Annotated in this window: 15 protein-coding genes; 1 reads left to right on the top strand and 14 read right to left on the bottom strand. The window is 63.9% G+C overall.

Annotation, left to right across the window (positions count from 1 at the left end; translation table 11 throughout):
* Positions 1-87: 87 nt before the first annotated feature.
* A complete protein-coding gene (locus PLAV_RS07635) occupies positions 88-708 on the bottom strand; it encodes a TetR/AcrR family transcriptional regulator (protein WP_041535903.1) in 621 nt (206 codons plus the stop codon).
* A 118-nt stretch (positions 709-826) separates the two neighbouring features.
* Here PLAV_RS07635 and PLAV_RS07630 point away from each other — a divergent pair, with 118 nt between their 5' ends.
* Positions 827-1,921: an NAD-dependent epimerase/dehydratase family protein gene (locus PLAV_RS07630; RefSeq protein WP_012110411.1), complete on the top strand. Its 1,095-nt coding sequence runs from the start codon at positions 827-829 to the stop codon at positions 1,919-1,921.
* Here the strand turns inward: PLAV_RS07630 and PLAV_RS07625 are convergent.
* From PLAV_RS07625 to PLAV_RS07565, 13 genes are all read right to left on the bottom strand, one after another.
* The gene (locus PLAV_RS07625; RefSeq protein ID WP_012110410.1) at positions 1,872-2,993 is read right to left on the bottom strand and encodes an ABC transporter permease; all 1,122 of its coding nucleotides are present in this window, start codon (positions 2,991-2,993) and stop codon (positions 1,872-1,874) included. The genes PLAV_RS07630 and PLAV_RS07625 overlap by 50 nt on opposite strands.
* Positions 2,994-2,996: 3 nt before the next feature.
* The gene (gene rbbA, locus PLAV_RS07620) at positions 2,997-5,741 is read right to left on the bottom strand and encodes a ribosome-associated ATPase/putative transporter RbbA (protein ID WP_012110407.1); all 2,745 of its coding nucleotides are present in this window, start codon (positions 5,739-5,741) and stop codon (positions 2,997-2,999) included.
* Positions 5,738-6,811 (bottom strand): HlyD family secretion protein, encoded by a 1,074-nt coding sequence (locus tag PLAV_RS07615; protein WP_012110406.1) that lies wholly within the window; start codon positions 6,809-6,811, stop codon positions 5,738-5,740. Before PLAV_RS07615 ends, rbbA begins: the two co-directional genes overlap by 4 nt.
* Before the next feature lie 156 nt (positions 6,812-6,967).
* On the bottom strand, positions 6,968-8,194 hold the full coding sequence (locus PLAV_RS07610) for a beta-ketoacyl-ACP synthase (RefSeq protein ID WP_012110405.1): 1,227 nt from the start codon (positions 8,192-8,194) through the stop codon (positions 6,968-6,970).
* A complete protein-coding gene (locus tag PLAV_RS07605; protein WP_012110404.1) occupies positions 8,194-8,931 on the bottom strand; it encodes a 3-ketoacyl-ACP reductase FabG2 in 738 nt (245 codons plus the stop codon). The genes PLAV_RS07610 and PLAV_RS07605 overlap by 1 nt, the downstream gene beginning before the upstream one ends.
* A complete protein-coding gene (locus PLAV_RS07600; RefSeq protein ID WP_012110403.1) occupies positions 8,928-9,386 on the bottom strand; it encodes a hotdog family protein in 459 nt (152 codons plus the stop codon). The genes PLAV_RS07605 and PLAV_RS07600 overlap by 4 nt, the downstream gene beginning before the upstream one ends.
* Complete coding sequence (locus tag PLAV_RS07595; protein ID WP_012110402.1) at positions 9,386-10,558, bottom strand: beta-ketoacyl-ACP synthase; 1,173 nt, start codon at positions 10,556-10,558, stop codon at positions 9,386-9,388. Before PLAV_RS07595 ends, PLAV_RS07600 begins: the two co-directional genes overlap by 1 nt.
* On the bottom strand, positions 10,555-11,127 hold the full coding sequence (locus PLAV_RS18830; protein ID WP_012110401.1) for a DUF3261 domain-containing protein: 573 nt from the start codon (positions 11,125-11,127) through the stop codon (positions 10,555-10,557). Before PLAV_RS18830 ends, PLAV_RS07595 begins: the two co-directional genes overlap by 4 nt.
* Positions 11,118-12,338, bottom strand: a complete 1,221-nt coding sequence (locus tag PLAV_RS07585; protein WP_012110400.1) for an NAD(P)/FAD-dependent oxidoreductase — start codon at positions 12,336-12,338, stop codon at positions 11,118-11,120. Before PLAV_RS07585 ends, PLAV_RS18830 begins: the two co-directional genes overlap by 10 nt.
* The gene (locus tag PLAV_RS07580) at positions 12,328-14,550 is read right to left on the bottom strand and encodes an MMPL family transporter (RefSeq protein ID WP_012110399.1); all 2,223 of its coding nucleotides are present in this window, start codon (positions 14,548-14,550) and stop codon (positions 12,328-12,330) included. The genes PLAV_RS07585 and PLAV_RS07580 overlap by 11 nt, the downstream gene beginning before the upstream one ends.
* Positions 14,547-15,113 (bottom strand): LolA-related protein, encoded by a 567-nt coding sequence (locus tag PLAV_RS07575; protein WP_012110398.1) that lies wholly within the window; start codon positions 15,111-15,113, stop codon positions 14,547-14,549. The genes PLAV_RS07580 and PLAV_RS07575 overlap by 4 nt, the downstream gene beginning before the upstream one ends.
* Positions 15,110-15,529, bottom strand: a complete 420-nt coding sequence (locus PLAV_RS07570; RefSeq protein WP_012110397.1) for an acyl-CoA thioesterase — start codon at positions 15,527-15,529, stop codon at positions 15,110-15,112. Before PLAV_RS07570 ends, PLAV_RS07575 begins: the two co-directional genes overlap by 4 nt.
* Positions 15,526-17,112, bottom strand: coding sequence for an HAL/PAL/TAL family ammonia-lyase (locus PLAV_RS07565; RefSeq protein ID WP_012110396.1), 1,587 nt, complete (start codon positions 17,110-17,112; stop codon positions 15,526-15,528). Before PLAV_RS07565 ends, PLAV_RS07570 begins: the two co-directional genes overlap by 4 nt.
* Between the last annotated feature and the right edge of the window lies 1 nt (position 17,113).

Raw genomic sequence — 17,113 nt, 5'->3', positions numbered from 1 at the left:
GTGCGAAACAAAATGAGCCGTCCCCGGAGAAATCCGGGGGCGGCGTTTTTGTTCTGGAAGTTTCAGCCGCTGACGGACGGCGGACACTCAACGCGGCGCCGCACGCTCCTCAGGCCAGCTTGACGACAGGCCGCGCAGGATCACCTTCATCAAGTTCCTCAGCCCGGATTCCATGTCGATGCCCGCCTTCGCCGCAGCTTCGACATGGGCCGGGTGGACGAAAACGGTAACGGCGTCGCGCACGACCCCTGCCGCAATATCCGGATCGTCGACGACGAACTCGCGCCTTTCCACGCCGTCGGCAATGATCCTGCGGACGAGGCCCGTCATCCTCTGCGCGTAATCGAGAACGAGGTCGGGGCGCTCTTCCAGGATGCGCCGGTAGAGCGCGTGCATCTCGGCGTCCTGAGCGTATTTCCGACACTTGCTCTGGTGGAGTGCGAGAACCAGCGCCAACAGGCGGGCGGAAGCAGGTCCATCGGCCTCGACGAAGGTTTCGGCAAGCACCGCCTCCTCGGCCATCGTCGCTTCAGCCAACGCATCGAAAATTTCGGCCTTGGACCGGAAATGCCGGTAGATCGCCGAATGCGACAGACCCATGGCCTGGGCGATATCCACCACGTTTGTCTTCGCTTCGCCAAAGCGGCGGATCAGGTCGGTTGCGGCCTGCAGGATGCGATCGCGCTGGCTGGGTTCGGCGGTATCCATGGGATCAGTTCTTACGCAACGGCTCAATAGAATGCAACATGTAACATATTTCATATTTTGTATTGTGTATCACCCTCAGCTCTGCCAAGCTCCCTGTGTCCAACCACGGAGCAAGCACATGACTTCTGAGCAAACAGTCCCGCACCGGATCGCCCTGGTGACCGGCGGATCAGGCTTCGTCGGGGGGCACCTCATTTCCCGGCTGATCTCCGAGGGTTGGCGGGTCCGTGCCATCGGCCGGTCGGCCCAAAGCCTCGCCGCCGTCGAGGCACTTGGGGCCGAACCGAAAGAGGCCGACCTCACCGATAAAGCGGCGCTTGCGCGGGCCATGGATGGGGTGGACACGGTCTTTCACGTCGCCGCCCATTTCAAACTCTGGGGACCAAAGCGAGTGTTCCGCGCGATCAATGTCGGTGGCGCGCGCAACGTGATCGCCGCGGCCGAACGCGCAGGTGTCCGCCGGGTCGTCTATGTCAGCGCCGCCGCCGTCGTCATGGGACGCCCGGAGCCGCAAATGCAGGCGACCGAAGATCTTCCGCTGCACCGCATGCGGTTTGCCCCCTACTCGGCAACCAAGGCCGCAGCCGAGAAGATCGTGCTTGCCGCCAACGGACGCCGCGAAGGCTTTACGACGGTGGCAATCCGCCCGCCTTTTATCTGGGGCCCCGACATGCCGGCGCTCGACCACATGGTCGAGACAGTGAAGGCCGGCCAGTTCCAATGGGTGGCGGGCGGCAGTCAGGCGATGTCCACATGTCATGTGGAGAATCTCTGCCATGCCGTGATTCTCGCCGCCGATCACGGCAAGGGAGGTCAGGCCTATTTCGTTTCGGACGACGCGGATACGACGCTCAAGGCGTTCCTCTCGCACCTCCTGGCCAGCCGCGGCGTCGAGCCCGGGGACCGCACCGTTGCTTTCGGTCTGGCCTGGACGATGGCCGGTATCATGGGAGCCGTCTGGCGCCTCTTCCGCCTGAGAGGCGAGCCCCCCATCACACGGCAGATGCTGCGCCTGATCGGCAAGGACTTTACGCTCAATATCGCGCGCGCCCGCAGCGAACTCGGATATGCCCCTGGTGACCGCGGAAGAAGGGCTCGCGGCGATGCAACCGACGGGATGACGGATGCCGCATCCTTCGACGCGCCGGAACCGGGGCCGCCGCTCACGTCATCGTGGAGATCGTGGAGCGGAAGCGGGCGAGCGCATAGCTGAAGAGCGCCGAGCCGATCAGCGCCAATGCCAGGAATTGCGGCCAGACCACGGAGAAGCCGGCGCCCCGATAGAGAATGGCCTGCGCCAACATCACGAAATGCGTGGTCGGCGCGGCGAGCATGAGATAGCGCACGGTATCCGGCATGCTTTCGCGTGGCGTCGTGCCGCCCGAAAGCATTTCGAGCGGCACCAGGATGAGGATGATGAGAAGTCCGAACTGGGGCATGGAGCGCGCGATGGTGCCGAGGAAAATACCCATCGACGTCGTGGCGAAGAGATGGAAGAGCGCGCCCACGAGAAAAAGCGCAATCGAACCCTCGATCGGCACGGAGAGAAATCCCTCCACGACAAAGATGAGCGAGAACGCACAGGCAGTAAGCACGACCAGTGCCATCGCCCAGAGTTTGGCCGTCATGATCTCGAACGGCGTGACCGGCATGACGAGGAGATGCTCGATGGTGCCGTGCTCGCGCTCGCGGATGAGCGCCGCCCCTGTCAGCACGATGGAGAGCAGCGTCACATTGTTGATGACCTCCATGACGGAGCCGAACCAGGACTTGTTGAGCTCCGGATTGAAGCGGGCGCGCAATTCGAGATCGACGGGCAGTTCCGTATCCGCCCGGTAGCGCCGGGCAAAGCTCGTGACCTCGCCCGTCACGATGGACTGGATATAGCTGCTGCCGGTGAAGGCCTGCGTCATGCGCGTCGCATCGACATTGAGCTGGATGACAGGAATGCGCCCCGCCAGCACGTCGCGCTGGAAATTGGGCGGGATGTCGAGCGCAAATGTGTCGAGGCCTGAATCCATGCGCGCATCCATCTCGGCCTGATCGATCAGCGATGGGGTGATGAAATAAGGCGGGTAGAAAGCATCCACGATGCGAGCCGAGAGCGGCGAGCGGTCCTCGTCGACGATCGCTATAGCCGCCTTGTTGAGTGCTTCCGGCATGGCGGTGGCCGCCGCGTAAATGGCGAGCGTGAAGGCATAGACGATCAGCAACAACATGGTCGGATCGCGGCCGAGGCTGCGAAGCTCCTTCACGCCCAGATTGAATATATTGGCGACACGCATGGCTCAGCGCTCCTGCTTTTTCAGGAACAAGGCACTGAGACAGATCAGCACCGGAGCAGCGATGAGAAGCGGCACGAAGGAAGCCTGCAGATCGCTGAAATCGAGCGCCTTGGAAAAGGTGCCGCGCACGATGGTAAGGTAATACGTCGTCGGATAGACCTGCCCGATCAGCGCCCCCACACCTTCGAGCGAGGAGACGGGATCGATGAGGCCGGAGAATTGCGCGGCCGGCAGGATGGTGAGGATCGCGGTGCCGAAAATAGCGGCGATCTGGCTGCGCATGAGAGACGAGATCAGGAGGCCCATGGCGGTGGAGGACAGGACATAGAGAAACGTCGCCGCCGTAAGCGTGAGGACGCTTCCCTTCACCGGCACGCCGAAGAACAGGACCGCGAAGAGAGCCAGCAGCACGAAATTCAGCATGGCGAGCGCGACATAGGGAAGCTGCTTGCCGAGCAGAAACTCGAGCCGCGTGACCGGCGTCACATAGAGATTGACGATGGAGCCGAGCTCCTTTTCGCGCACGACGCTGAGCGCGGCGAGCATGGCCGGGATCAACATCAGGAGGAGCGGTATCACCGCAGGCACCATCGCAACGATGCTCTTCACATCGGGATTGTAACGAAAGCGCGTTTCGATGGTGACGAGGCTTGTCACCGGAATGCCCTCCTCCACCGCCTTCATTCTCAGCCATTGCGAATGCATGCCCGCGACATAGCCCTGAATCGTCTCGGCGCGCGTCGGCATGGCGCCGTCGATCCAGGCACCTATCTTGACCTGCCGCCCTCGTGCAATGTCACGCGCGAAATCCGGCGGTATTTCGATGGCAAGAGAAAGCTTGCCCGCGCGCATACGCCTGTCCAGATCGGCATAGTCGACAATCTCGGGTTCTTCCGTGAAATAGCGCGACCCCGCGATATTCAGCGTGTAGTCGCGGCTTGTCGTCGTGCGGTCCCGGTCGAGAACGGCGAAACTCATATCCTCGACATCGAGATTGATGCCGTAGCCGATCACGAACATCAACATCACACTGCCGATCAGCGCGAGCGTGGCACGGACCGGATCTCGTTGCAGTTCGAGCGCCTCGCGCCGCGTGTAGCTGAACATGCGGCCTGGACTGAAGCGGCGTCGCGTTGCCTTCTCCTCGGACACCTGCGCCTCGCCCTGCGCCAGTATATCGTGATCGAGCGGTGCGTCGCTGACCTCGCCGCCGGCACCAGCCTCCTTGAGGCAGGCGATAAAGGCATCTTCCAGCGTGGCGGCGGCATGGCTTTCGACGATGTTCGCGGGCGTGTCGCTGACGAGAACGCGGCCGGCATGCATCAGCGATATGCGATCGCAGCGCTCCGCCTCGTTCATGAAATGGGTGGAAATGAAGATCGTGACCTTGTCGCGCCGAGAAAGCTCCACCAGCATGCGCCAGAAATTGTCGCGCGCGACCGGATCGACGCCGGATGTGGGTTCGTCGAGGATCAGCATTTCCGGCCGGTGGATCATGGCAACCGCAAGAGAGAGGCGCTGGCGCTGGCCGAGCGGCAACTTCTCCGGCAGGAGATCGATGACGTCGGCAAGGCCGAAGCGCGATATCATCTCGTCGATACGCGACGGGATATCACTCGCGGGCACATCGAAGAGCCGCGCGTGAAGCTCGAGATTCTGCCGCACCGTGAGTTCGGTATAGAGCGAGAAGCCTTGCGACATATAGCCGACGCGGCGGCGGATGCCGATGCCGTAACTGTCGACCGGCTGGCCGAACAGCCATGCCTGACCCTCGCTCGCGGGCAGAAGGCCCGTCAGCATCTTCATCGTCGTCGTCTTGCCGCAGCCATTCGAGCCCAGGAAGCCGAAAATCTCGCCGCGTTCGATCCGGAAACTCACATTGTCGACCGCCGTGAAATCACCGAAACGCATGGTGAGGCCGCGTGCCTCGATAGCGATCTCGCCGTCAGCCGAGGCATCGCGTGGCGGAATGTCCACGGGGCGATGCTCGCGGCGCTTTTCTTCCGGCAGCAGCGCGATGAAGGCCGCTTCGAGCGAGGCGGCCCCGGTTCGGGCGCGGAGCTCGGCAGGCGTCCCCGTCGCAAGCACCTGCCCTGCATCCATCGCCGCCAGCCAGTCGAACCGGTCCGCCTCCTCCATATAGGCGGTTGCGACGACCACGCTCATTTGCGGGCGCTCGTCGCGGATACGCTGGATCAGCTCCCAGAACTGGCGGCGCGACAAGGGATCGACACCCGTGGTGGGCTCGTCGAGCACAAGCAGATCCGGATCGTGGATCAGCGCGCAGCACAGGCTGAGCTTCTGCTTCATGCCGCCTGAAAGTTTCTGCGCCGGGCGGTCCGCGAAGGGCGCAAGGCCCGTGCTTTCGAGAAGTGCCGCAATCCGGCGTTCACGCTGCGCGCGACCGTGACCGAAGAGACGGCCGAAGAAATCGATATTCTCGAAGACGGACAGAGTGGGATAGAGGTTCTTGCCGAGGCCCTGCGGCATGTAGGCGATGCGCGGGCCGATGGCACGGCGATGATCGGGCTTGCGCATGTCGCCGCCGAAAACCTCAAGGCTTCCCTGCTGCAGCGCGCGGGCACCGGCGACGAGCGAGAGAAGGCTCGATTTGCCGACCCCGTCCGGGCCGATCAGTCCGACCATTCCGCCTTCGGGAATATCGAGCGTGACGTTCCGCAGTGCATATTGCCGGCCATATTGCAGCGTGACATCCCGAAGACGCGCGACGGCCGGAGGGGCCGTCATTGGGGCAGCTTGACCTGCAACTCGGCCGGCCATTCGACGCGCGGATCGAGGCGCACATAGGCCATGCCGGGCAGTCCCGTCTTCACGTTGCGGATATGCTTGCGGAGAAGGTCGGGGTCGATGGAGGCCTTGACGCGGAACATGAGCTTCTCGCGCTCGTCCAGCGTCTCCACCGTCTTCGGCGTGAACTGCGCGACGTCGGCGACGAAAGTCGCTGTCGCGGGAATGACATACTGGGGCGCGGCGTCGAGCACGAGATGAACTTCCGCGCCGAGCGCGACGCGGCCCGCCGCATCGGTCGGCAGGAAGAACGTCATGTAGACGTCGCTGACGTCGATCATGTTCAGCACCTTGCCGCCCGCCGCCACGACTTCGCCCGGCTGCGTCACCCGGTACTGGATGCGTCCGTCGCGCGGCGCGAGCAAGGTGGCGTCTTCTATGTCGGCTTTGAGACGCTCGATCGTGGCGCGCCCGGCCTCTACTTCCGCCTCGGCGCCGATGACCTGCGACTTCGCGGTGGCGATGGCCGCATCCGACGCGGCGAGCTGCGCTTCGGCGGCGCTAACCGCCGCCTTCGCCGCTTGAAAGCGCGCGCGATCATCATCCAGCGTCTGGCGCGAGGCCGTGCCTTTGGAGGTGAGTTGTTCGGTGCGGTTGAGCCGGCTCTGCGCGGCGTCCAGCTCGGCACGGCGCTGCGCGACGACCGCCGTGGCGGCGGCTTTTTCCGCCTGCCGCTGCTCCACCTGGCTTTTCACGCTTTCGACGCCAATCACCGCCTGGTGCAACTGCGCTTCGGCCTGACGAAGCTGCGCTTCCAGCGAGGCGGTACCGAGCTTGACCAGTATCTCGCCGGCGGTAACGAAATCGCCTTCGTCCACGAACATTTCCTGCACCCGGCCGGGCGTCTTCGCGGCAATGTCGATCTCCACCGCCTCGATGCGCCCATTGCCGCTGGCGAAGCCTTCCGCGAGCCCCTCATTGTTGACGGATTGCCAGATGAAATAGGCGGCCACCGCTGCCGCAAGCGCCGCCCATGACCTCAGCAACATGGTTCGGTTCAGATACCGCATCCGCAAAGGATACGCTTTCTACGGAGAAAAATCACTGCGACACAAAGGCCCCGGTGCCTCAGCCAGCGGACAGATGAGACAGCATGGTTTACATTTTTTCTTCAACCCCCGGCGCGATCCGCCTGCCGGGCTTTGCCACGGCGGCGGAGGGCGGCATCAAGCCGGGCGCTTGAAGATCAGCGAGGTGTTGACGCCGCCGAAAGCGAAATTGTTGGACATGGCGAATTCGGCATCGATGTCGCGGAAGCCGCCGACGATGTAGTCGAGCTCGCCGCATTTCTCGTCGACGTTGCGCAGGTTCACATTGGGCGCGAAGCTTTTCTCGCGCATCATCTCGATGGTGAGCCAGGCCTCGATGGCGCCGCAGGCGCCGAGCGAGTGCCCGAAATAGCCTTTCAGCGAATGGATCGGCACGGCGGGGCCGAGGACGCGCGAGGTGGCGATGGTTTCGGCAACATCGCCCTGCAGCGTCGCGGTGCCATGGCCGCTGACGAAGCCGATGGCCTGCGCCGGCAACCGGGCATCGGCGAGCGCCAATTCAAGCGCGCCGCCCATGGTTTCCGATTTCGGATCGGTGACGTGCGAACCATCCATGTTTGTGCCGAAGCCGACGATCTCGGCAAGGATCGTTGCGCCGCGCGCCAGCGCATGTTCACGCTCTTCGAGAATGAGCGAGGCGGCGCCTTCGCCGATGACGAGGCCGTCGCGGTCGCGATCATAGGGACGCGGTGCGGTTTCGGGCGCATCATTATGGCAGCTTGTCGCAAAGAGCGTGTCGAAGACGATGGCCATGGTGGGGCAAAGCTCTTCGGCGCCGCCGGCGATCATCACATCCGCATGACCGTATTTGATGGCTTCGTAGGAATAGCCGACCGCCTGCGAGCCCGACGTGCAGGCCGACGACGTGGTGATGACGCGGCCCTGCAGGCCGAAGAAGATGCCGATATTGATGGCCGCCGTGTGGCTCATCATCTTGATGTAGCTCATGGCGCTGAGGCCGGTCGCCTCGCCCGTATCCATGAAATGGACGAAGCCCTTTGTCGGCTCGGTCGATCCATAGGAGGAACCGAAGGCGACGCCGGTGCGGCCTGAGGTGAGAACGGGATCTTCCGCAAGACCCGCATGACCGAGCGCCTGCTCCGCCGAATGCACGGCGAGCGCGGCGACGCGGCCCATGGAGCGCATCTTCTTGCGCGGAAAAATCCTGTCATGTTCGAAACAGGCGGCCGGTGCGCCGAGCCGCGTCTTCAAATCGCCGAGCCTGTCCCAATCGCCGATATAGCGGACGCCGGTGCGGCCGGCTGCCATGGCGGTACGGATCTCGCTCCATTCGCTGCCGAGCGGCGTGATCCCCGCCATGCCCGTTACCACCACCCGACGCATCAGCACATGCCCCCGTTTACCGATATGACCTGCCGCGTCATGTAGCCCGCCTCATCCGACAGAATGAAGGCGACGATGCCGGCGATCTCGTCCGGTTGCCCGAGACGCTGCATCGGGATCATCTTCAGGATTTCCTCGACCGGCGCCGCCTCGATCATAGCGGTTTCTATGACGCCGGGCGCCACGCAATTGACGGTGATCTTCCGCGTCGCGAGCTCGACCGCCAGCGCCTTGGTGGCGCCGATGATGCCGGCCTTGGCGGCGCTGTAATTCACCTGGCCGCGATTGCCGGTGATGCCGGAGACCGACGAAATGGTGACGACGCGGCCGCCATCGCGCCGCCTTATCATCGGCATGACGAGCGGATGGACGACATTGAAGAAGCCGCCGAGATTGGTATCGACGACGCCGTCCCAATCCTCGCCGGTGAGGGCGGGGAATGCATTGTCGCGCGCGATGCCCGCATTGAGGACGATGCCCCAATAAGCGCCATAGGCTGCGAGATCGGCTTCGAGGGCGGCAAGGGATGCGGCGCGGTTCGCAATATCGAAGCCGAGGATGCGCGCCGTGCCGCCGGCTTCCTCGATGGCGCGGCGCGTTTCGTCGGCGCCTGCCTTGTCGGAACCGTAATGCACGGTGACGGGGAAACCATCGCGTGCGACGCGGAGCGCGATGGCGCGGCCGATGCCCTTGCTGGCACCGGTAACGAGAATGCCGCGCTTTGCATTTTCGCTCATGTTGCTTCTCCCGGCATGTCGAACGAACCGTCTTCGGGCCGGTAGACATTGATGGTGGCGGTGACGCATTCCTCGCCGCCGATACGGATGACACCGTCGAAAGCCGCCATGCCGTTCTCGTTGAAAGTTAAATCGACGCGGACGCGAAGCGTTTCGCCGTCCGCAAAATAATGCCGCGTCGATTTATAGCGCCGTGTGCCGAGAAGAAAACCTATAGCGGGCGGCTCGCCGCTCCCGCGGCGGAGCTCGCCGTCATAGGCGGCAATCGTCTGCGCCAGATATTCAAGGCCGACATAGGCGGGAACGCCCGCGCCGGGGCGAAAGAAGGTGGCGTGTTCGGAGATCGTCACTTCCGAGACCGCATGGGTCTGCGACGCTTCGACCAGCCGGTCGATCAGCAGCATGGTGCCGCTGTGCCGGACGAGCTCGCCGATATGGGGAAACGCCTGCTGCATCACGCGCGCGCCAGGATGAGGGCGAGATTGTTGCCGCCAAAGGCATAGGAACAACTCATCATGTAGCGGCCTTCGACACGCTCGCCGGGACGATCGGTGAGATGAAGCACGGGAAGCGCCGGGTCTGCTTCGCCGTCCCAGAGATGCGGCGGCGCCTCGCCGCGCGAAAGCGCCATGGAGACGAATGCCGCCTCGCAGGAGCCCGCCGCGCCGAGCATATGGCCCGTCAGCGCCTTGGTCGAACTGCAGGGGAGATCGTCGCCGAAAATCCGCTGCGTGACCTGCGCCTCCATCGCATCGTTGAGGCGCGTCGCCGTGCCATGGAGATTGAGATAGGCAATGTCGGCGGCTTCAATGCCCGCATGACCGAGCGCCTGGCCGATGGCGAGCGCGGCACCGCCGCCTTCCGGGTCCGGCGCGCTCAGATGGTGGGCATCGGAGCTCTCACCCCAGCCGGCGATGCGGACGTCATTTTCTTCGCGCGTCAGCAGGAAGAGCGCACCGCCATCGCCGATATTGATGCCATCGCGATTTGTGCTGAAGGGATTGCAGCGGGCGGAAGAGATGGAATCGAGAACCGAGAAACCATTGAGCGTCAGGCCGCACAGCGTATCGACGCCGCCGGTGATGACCGCATCGCAGAGCCCCGCCTGCAGCAGGCGCGCGGCGCTGACAATGGCCTTGCCACCGGATGTGCAAGCAGTGGAGACGCCGTAGCAGGGGCCGCCCGCGCCCGTGACCGCCTGAACGAAGGCGGCGGGATCGCCAAGCTCGTGACGCCTGAAATGAAAATCATTCGGCCAGACGCCGCCCGTCATCTTCCGCGCCAGCGCATGTTCCCAACTCTCGATGCCGGATGTGCTGGTGCCGATCACGATGCCGACGCGGGACGGGCCGTACGCCGAAAGGGCTTCGTGGATTGCGGGCAGAAGCGGCAGAAGGCAATGATGGATGAGACGATTGTTGCGGCTTTCCCACTCGGCAAGTGCGGGAGGCAGGTCGGCAAGGGGAAAACGCAGCCGGCCGACAGGCGGCGTGCGGCCGTCGCTGAGTGTTTCCGTTTGCGCGAGCCCCGACGGATCGCCCGCGAAAAGCGCATCCGACACTTGTGCCCAATCCGCGCCAAGCGCATTGGCGACCGAGGATGCGGCGATGTAGACGGGCGCATTCATTCCGGCGCTACCCACTGGCTGTCGATGGCGAGCTGGTAATCATAAGCGAAATTTTCGAGCTGCGCCGAACCCTCCCAGGGGTTTCCCGTGGGCCGCCGTACCTCGACGAGAAGGTCGCCATTGCGGAAAATCCGCCGCGCGCCGCTGCCCGATGTAACCAGCGTTCCACCGGTGAGCGCCGCGCGGAGCGCCTCTTCCGGTGCATAGACCAGCATGAAATCGGCAAGGAGCCGCGCGGCTGGCAGGCTTTCCGGTGCGATACCGCGCCGTACGGCCACGGCGCCCTCATGCCATTCGATGGTCATGACCAAGGGACCGGAAGGCACGGTCATGGCGAGCGCGAAGCGCGACGGCGACGTTTCGATTGTGGCCTGAAAGCGATCCACCCTGCCGCCATGGCTTGCCCGGACGAGCTGCACCGCATTGGCGGAGGGACCGAAAGGCGGCACCTCGGGCAGCGTCAGCGAAACGCCCGGCGCAATCCGTTGCTGCGCGGGCAAGGGCGGCGCACCGGCCGCACAACCGGCGACGAGGAGCAATACCGGCAGAATGAAACCGATCAGCCGCACAACTCTTCCACCATCTTGAGATATTTGCCCGGCTCTCGGACAAAGGGGTTGGCCTCGTCCCAGGCGTAGCCGGCAAGCACCGAGGTGATCATCTTCTTGATCTGGTTCGCATCCGCCGGCTGGCTGAAGATAATTTTCTGCAGCGAGCCGTCATACCAGCCGCTGACATAGGCGCGGAAAGTCTCGACGCCTCGAGCAAGCGGCTGTGCGAACTCCTTGTCCCAGTCGGGCGTTTCACCCTTAAGCTGCCTGACAAGCGCATGCGTTGCGAGCGAGGCCGATTTGAGCGCGATGGTGACGCCTGAGGAAAACACGGGATCGAGAAACTCGCCCGCATTGCCGAGCAGCGCGTAGCCGGGGCCGGTGAGGCTGCTGACACGGGCGGCATAGCCCGATATTTCGCCAACATCGCGCACGCGGCGCGCATTCACGAGAAGCTCACCCATCAGACCGGATTCGGCGACAAGTGAGGCGAGCTGTTCCTCTCGCGTCGAACCATAGGGTGCAAGATGTTCGGGTTTACCGACGACGCCCATCGAACAGAGACCATCCGCCAACGGGATCATCCAGTACCAGATTTCGCTGTTTCGCGGATTGACCGTTATGAGGATCTTGTTCCGGTCGTATGCCTGTGGCGGGATGTTGTCTTCGACATGGGTGAAGATCGACATGCGATCGGGGAAGCCCGCTGGCGATTCAAGATCGAGAAGACGCGCCAGCACGCGGCCGAAGCCGCTCGCATCGAGAACGAAACGTGCGGTGATCTCGCGCTCATTGCCTTCTTCGTCGCGCACCGTGAGGCTGGGGGCAACGGGATCGGGCCGCATCGCGATGACGGTTTGTCCGAAGCTCACCTTCGCGCCCTTGCGCACCGCACCCTTTGCGAGGAGATCGTCGAACTTGTCGCGGCGAACCTGATAGGTCGTGCCCCAGCCATCCGAACTTTTCATACGGAAGTCGAAGCTCTCCTCCCTGTCGCCGTGACGGAACATGGCCCCGTTCTTGTGCTGGAAGCCAGCCTCGACGACATCGCGCAGCAAATCCGCTTCTGCGAGCCACTCCATGGCCTGCGGCAACAGGCTTTCGCCGATGGAGAAGCGCGGAAAATGCGCCCGCTCCAGAACCTCGACCGAAAAGCCCGCACCGGCCAGCATGGCAGCCGCAACCGAACCCGCCGGCCCGGCGCCGATAATCACGACATCAGGATTCACTTTCTTCCCCACCCGACACGCGCACGCTTCGTCCTCTCGCGAGGGGCGAAAGCGCCAGCGACACGAAAATGCCCACCGCCACGGTGACGCCGAAACTCTTTACGGGCAAGACCGAACTGAGGCCGAGGAGCCCGACCGAGATACAGGTCATCAAGGCGGCGAGGACGATGCCCACCCTGGTCCATTTACCATCTTCGCCGGGATGTTCGCGCTGGAAGATTGCATAATCGACCCCCGCGCCGACGACCAGAAAGAGGCCCATGGCGGAAAAGAAGGAAAAGGGCAGGCCGAGCAGCATGACAATGGCGGGAGTCACCAGAACCGCGAGAAGCGCCGGAACGAGGATGCGCAGAGCCGCGAGGCGGCGATAGATCAGAAGCAACATCAATGCGGTGGCGAAACAGGCGGCGGCGACGCCCAGGACGGCGAGACGGCGATAATCGGCGAAGAGGCCCGAATAGATGGAAACCGGATCGACCAGCTGCCATGCGCCCTCCCCGCCCGGTGGCAGGGGAAAGGCCCGCGCAACCGGCAGGATGGACCAATAGGTGCCGGAGGTTTCGCCTCGAAGCGCGGCGGCGAGCGGCGGGAGCGGCGCCTCCGCCCCGCGCTCATAGGGAGAGGCGTCTGCCACGCCGAGCGCCGCGGCAAGCGGCTGCAGATGGGGAGCGATGAGCCGCGCCTTCAGAAGATCCCCATCGCGCTGCCGCACGCCGGGTGAGGGGTCGATACGGCTGGCCGCCAGAATGACAGCTTCGCCGTCCTCCGGCGGAAGTGCGGCGAGCAAAGCCTCTTCGCGGGCAATGGCCTCCGCGGCGGAACCGCCGCGCACAAGAATGAAGGAGGTGGAGGGCGCGAAGCCCGCTAGCTCGCGCAGACGCGCTTCCTCTGCCGCGAGAACGGGAGAGGGCGCCTGCAGGCCGCGCACATCGTCCAGCACGCTGCCAAACCGCCAGCCCGCCGCGAGAAACAGAAGAACAACCAGCACGGCAACACCCAGCCAGCGCGGACGCGGTGTCCGGGCGAGCCAGACATCCGCATGGCGCGCGATCCAGGCAGCGCCCGGCCCCGTCGCCACGCGGCCGCCCTCGACGAAAGGCACCAGCCAGAGCGTGCCGGCCCATGCCGCGATGAGGCCCGCCATGCCGAAGACGGCGACCTGCCGGAAGGCCGGAACGGGAAAGGCGAGCAGTGCCGCAAAGGCGCCGATAGAGGTGAGCATGCCGAGCGTCAACGGTTTGAAGAGGCGCGCGCGGCGCGCGGCGCTCGAGCCGGGCGCTTCGCCAATGCCGGTGACGAGATAATAGGTGGTGTAGTCCACCACCATGCCGATCAGCGCGGCGCCGAAGACGAGCGCCATGACATGGATGCCGCCAAAGGCCAGAAGCGTGGCGGTGAGGCCGGTGACGAGCGCATAGACGACCATCGAAAGCGCGAGCGCCGGTGCACGAAACGACCGGAACATGAGCCAGTAGAGAAGGAGAATGGCGGCGAGCGTTATCCCGCCGATAGCTGAGACTTCCATGCGCGCCCGCTCCGCACCGTAAGCGGCGTGAAAGACGGCGCCTGCCCGCAAGAGCGCAAGCCCCTGCGGTTCCCATGCCGCGCGCCAGGCGGCGACGGCGCCGGCGATCTCGTCCTGCACATCGAGACGAAAGACCGAGGCTTCTATGCTGCCCGACAGCATACCCGCCGTTCCCGGCTGGAACGCGCGCGGCAGAAGACAGCCGAGCAGGCGGTTGGTGAGAAGGAAGGGATCGCTTTTCAGCAAGCCGCCTGCGCCGGTGCTTCCCGGCGCATACCACTGGCGCAGGGCATCGTTCGCAATGACCTCACCCTCTCGCGCCTCGAGAAGCGTCCGGTCCGCCGGACAGAGGAGCGATGCGCGATGCGCGAAGAACCAGCGCCAGAGTGCTTCGCCGTCGGCATCGGCGGCACGGAAATGGCCGGTCGCGGAAAGCACCTCGGAAAGATCGGCAAGGGCGGAGCGCCGCAAGGCCGCCGTACCGCCCTCTACGGCAAAGGCGACGCGGTTCGACGCTACCTCGTTTGCCCGGGTGACGGCGGCAGCGAGCGCGGGGTCATGCGTGTCGGCCGGAAGAAGCGAAATGATGTCGGTGTCGATGGCTCTTTCGATGCGGGTGGCGGCAAAGAGGAGAGCGGCAATAAACCCGAACGCGATCAGGAAAGCCGGCCACCGCGCCAGGCTCATGGCGCAACATCCGCCGGCGCGAACTCGATCACCTGCCGGTCGCCGCTTTCGCCGCCGATTTCAACATGCGTAACATCTTCGCAGCCACGCACCATAATCGTGCCGAGAACGGATTTCATACGTTCCTGAACCGGCGTCAGCATGATTTTCCACTCGCCGCTTTCAAGAATGACGGGCGGGGAAACGTCGAAGATCGTTTCGAGCTCGGTCCACTGGCCACGCATCAATGCAGCGGCGGCGCGCGCGATGCCCGCGCCCATATTGGCGGGACCGGCGCTTACCGGCTGCGGGGCGCCGCCATCGACGGCCTCGGTGATGCCCTCCGCCGTAATGACCGTTTCCACATCGAAAGGTTTCAGCATATGCCAGGCGATACGACCGTCTTCCGCGCGGAGCACGCCTTCCGATTTGAGCGGCCGCGACATGCCTTCGATATGACGCTCCTGCGTGAAGCTGCGCGTGACAGCCTCTTCGCGGATTTCGTCTGGCATGGGACAGGTCGCCGCCTGCGCGGGCAAGGCGAGCGGGACAACCGTGAGGCCGACGAGGAGCGCTCTTCTCATGCGAGCCACGGCGAAAGCTTCTCGCGCAGGACAGGAGGCGTTTCCCATTGCATTTCCTTCGTCGCGATGTCGAGCGCCACATGAACGGTATGGCCGCGGGTGATCTTGCGCCCCGATTCCGGATCGCGGATCAGGTAGTCGATTTTGAGGCGGTTTTCCCATTCGACGACGCCCGCCACAACCTCCGCGCGCTGCGCCAGTTCAAGCGGCCGGTAGTAACGGATATGCATGTCGATGACCGGCCAGGCAAAGCCGGAGTTTTTCATTGCCGCATAGCCATAGCCGATCTTCGTGAAAAGGGCCGCGCGGCCGAGCTCGAAATATTTGGCGTAGTTGCCGTGCCAGACGATGTTCATCGGATCGAGATCGTGAAAGTGAACATCGACCGGGGCGGCGGCGCTGACGATCGCCTTCATAGGCTCCCCCCTGCCCGCCCGAACGGCCAATCAAGCGTCCAAGCACCGCGATCGATACCGGCGCAAAGATCGCCAAGCAGGCGATCGAGCGGCCTGTCTTCCTCGATGAAGGGAATGGCGGCTTCAAGTTCCTCGACGAAAGCGGTGAGCGGGCCTTCAAGATCGGATGCCGCAATCTCGCCGCTGCGGAGGCGAAGCCTTATTGCCTGGCGGCAGGCGATGGCAAGGGCCGCTGCCACCTGTTCCGTGAGTTCGAGCACGCGCAGCGCGTCGCGCGCGGCGATGGTGCCCATCGAAACCTTGTCCTGATTGTGACATTCGGTCGATCGCGAAAAGACGCTGGCCGGCATGGTGAGTTTCAACGCTTCGGCGGTCCAGGCGGAGGTTGCGATCTGGAGCGCCTTCAACCCGTGATTGATGGCCGCGCGCGGACCTTCGACGCCCGAAAGATTTGCGGGGAGACCATTATTGAACCGCGTGTCGACGAGAAGCGTCATCTGCCGGTCCATCAGATCGGCGATGTTCGCAACGAGGTTTTTCAGACTGTCCATCGTGAAGGCGACATGGCCGCCATAGAAATGGCCGCCATGAAGAATGTCGCCGCTGGCGGGATCGATCAGCGGGTTGTCATTGGCGCTGTTGATTTCCGTTTCAAGAATGGTGCGGAAGGAAGGCAACATGTCCTCCAGCACGCCGATGACATGCGGCGCACAGCGGATGGAATACCGGTCCTGCAGGCGCGACGGCTCATGCCTGCGCGCGAAGGCGGCGAGATCGGCGCGAATGCGGGCGGCAACAAGCATCTGACCGGGATGCGGCTTTGCACTGTGAAGCCGCTCGTCGAAATGCGCGGGATTGCCCATCAAGCCCATGCAGACGAGCGAGGTGAGGCGCGTCGACAGCGCGGCGAGATGGATCGCCTTGGAGAAAGCGATGGCGCCGAGACCGGACATGACGGCGGTGCCGTTCATCACAGCCAGCGCCTCTTTCGGACGCAGCGCGATGGGCGCGAGACCTGCTTCACGGAACGCATCCGCCGACATCATCTCCCGTCCGTTGAAGCGGACCATCCGCTCCCCAGCCAGCGCACCCGCGACATAGCTGAGCGGCGTCAGGTCACCGCTCGCGCCGACCGATCCCTCGGCGGGGATCATGGGCAGGATGTTTTGCTTCAACATTTCGGCGAGGAGTTCGACAAGGCCGAGACTGACGCCGGACCAGCCGTGAACGAGCGAGGCAAGACGAACAGCCATGACCGCACGCGTTTCGGCTTCCGAAAGAATGCGCCCCGTGCCAACTCCGTGAAACCTTGTGAGGTGGAGCGGCAATTCGGCAATCAACTCGTCGGAGACAGGCGTCGTGCATGAATCGCCATAGCCGGTCGTGACGCCATAGATCATGCCATCGCGGCGGAGCGTCTCATCGACATGAGCGGCTGAGCGCGCGACAGCTTCCCGGAAGCCGGCACCGGCGCCGAGACGCGAGGGCGCGATGCCCGCCGCAATGGCACGGACATGCTCAATGGTGAGGCGCGTCTCGCCGAATACCACTTCACCGGAAATATCGTCGGCTACTGCGTCCACT

This window comes from Parvibaculum lavamentivorans DS-1 (assembly GCF_000017565.1).
GTDB classification, from domain to species: domain Bacteria; phylum Pseudomonadota; class Alphaproteobacteria; order Parvibaculales; family Parvibaculaceae; genus Parvibaculum; species Parvibaculum lavamentivorans.
Note: the sequence above shows the minus strand (reverse complement) of the source record. Positions and strands in the feature narration are given on the sequence as shown.

Excerpts from the sequence above, each read along its gene's own strand:
- PLAV_RS07635 (WP_041535903.1), bottom strand. The coding sequence starts at position 708 with ATGGATACCGCCGAACCCAGCCAGCGCGATCGCATCCTGCAGGCCGCA.
- PLAV_RS07630 (WP_012110411.1), top strand. The coding sequence starts at position 827 with ATGACTTCTGAGCAAACAGTCCCGCACCGGATCGCCCTGGTGACCGGC.
- PLAV_RS07625 (WP_012110410.1), bottom strand. The coding sequence starts at position 2,993 with ATGCGTGTCGCCAATATATTCAATCTGGGCGTGAAGGAGCTTCGCAGC.
- rbbA (WP_012110407.1), bottom strand. The coding sequence starts at position 5,741 with ATGACGGCCCCTCCGGCCGTCGCGCGTCTTCGGGATGTCACGCTGCAA.
- PLAV_RS07615 (WP_012110406.1), bottom strand. The coding sequence starts at position 6,811 with ATGCGGTATCTGAACCGAACCATGTTGCTGAGGTCATGGGCGGCGCTT.
- PLAV_RS07610 (WP_012110405.1), bottom strand. The coding sequence starts at position 8,194 with ATGCGTCGGGTGGTGGTAACGGGCATGGCGGGGATCACGCCGCTCGGC.
- PLAV_RS07605 (WP_012110404.1), bottom strand. The coding sequence starts at position 8,931 with ATGAGCGAAAATGCAAAGCGCGGCATTCTCGTTACCGGTGCCAGCAAG.
- PLAV_RS07600 (WP_012110403.1), bottom strand. The coding sequence starts at position 9,386 with ATGCAGCAGGCGTTTCCCCATATCGGCGAGCTCGTCCGGCACAGCGGC.
- PLAV_RS07595 (WP_012110402.1), bottom strand. The coding sequence starts at position 10,558 with ATGAATGCGCCCGTCTACATCGCCGCATCCTCGGTCGCCAATGCGCTT.
- PLAV_RS07580 (WP_012110399.1), bottom strand. The coding sequence starts at position 14,550 with ATGAGCCTGGCGCGGTGGCCGGCTTTCCTGATCGCGTTCGGGTTTATT.
- PLAV_RS07575 (WP_012110398.1), bottom strand. The coding sequence starts at position 15,113 with ATGAGAAGAGCGCTCCTCGTCGGCCTCACGGTTGTCCCGCTCGCCTTG.
- PLAV_RS07570 (WP_012110397.1), bottom strand. The coding sequence starts at position 15,529 with ATGAAGGCGATCGTCAGCGCCGCCGCCCCGGTCGATGTTCACTTTCAC.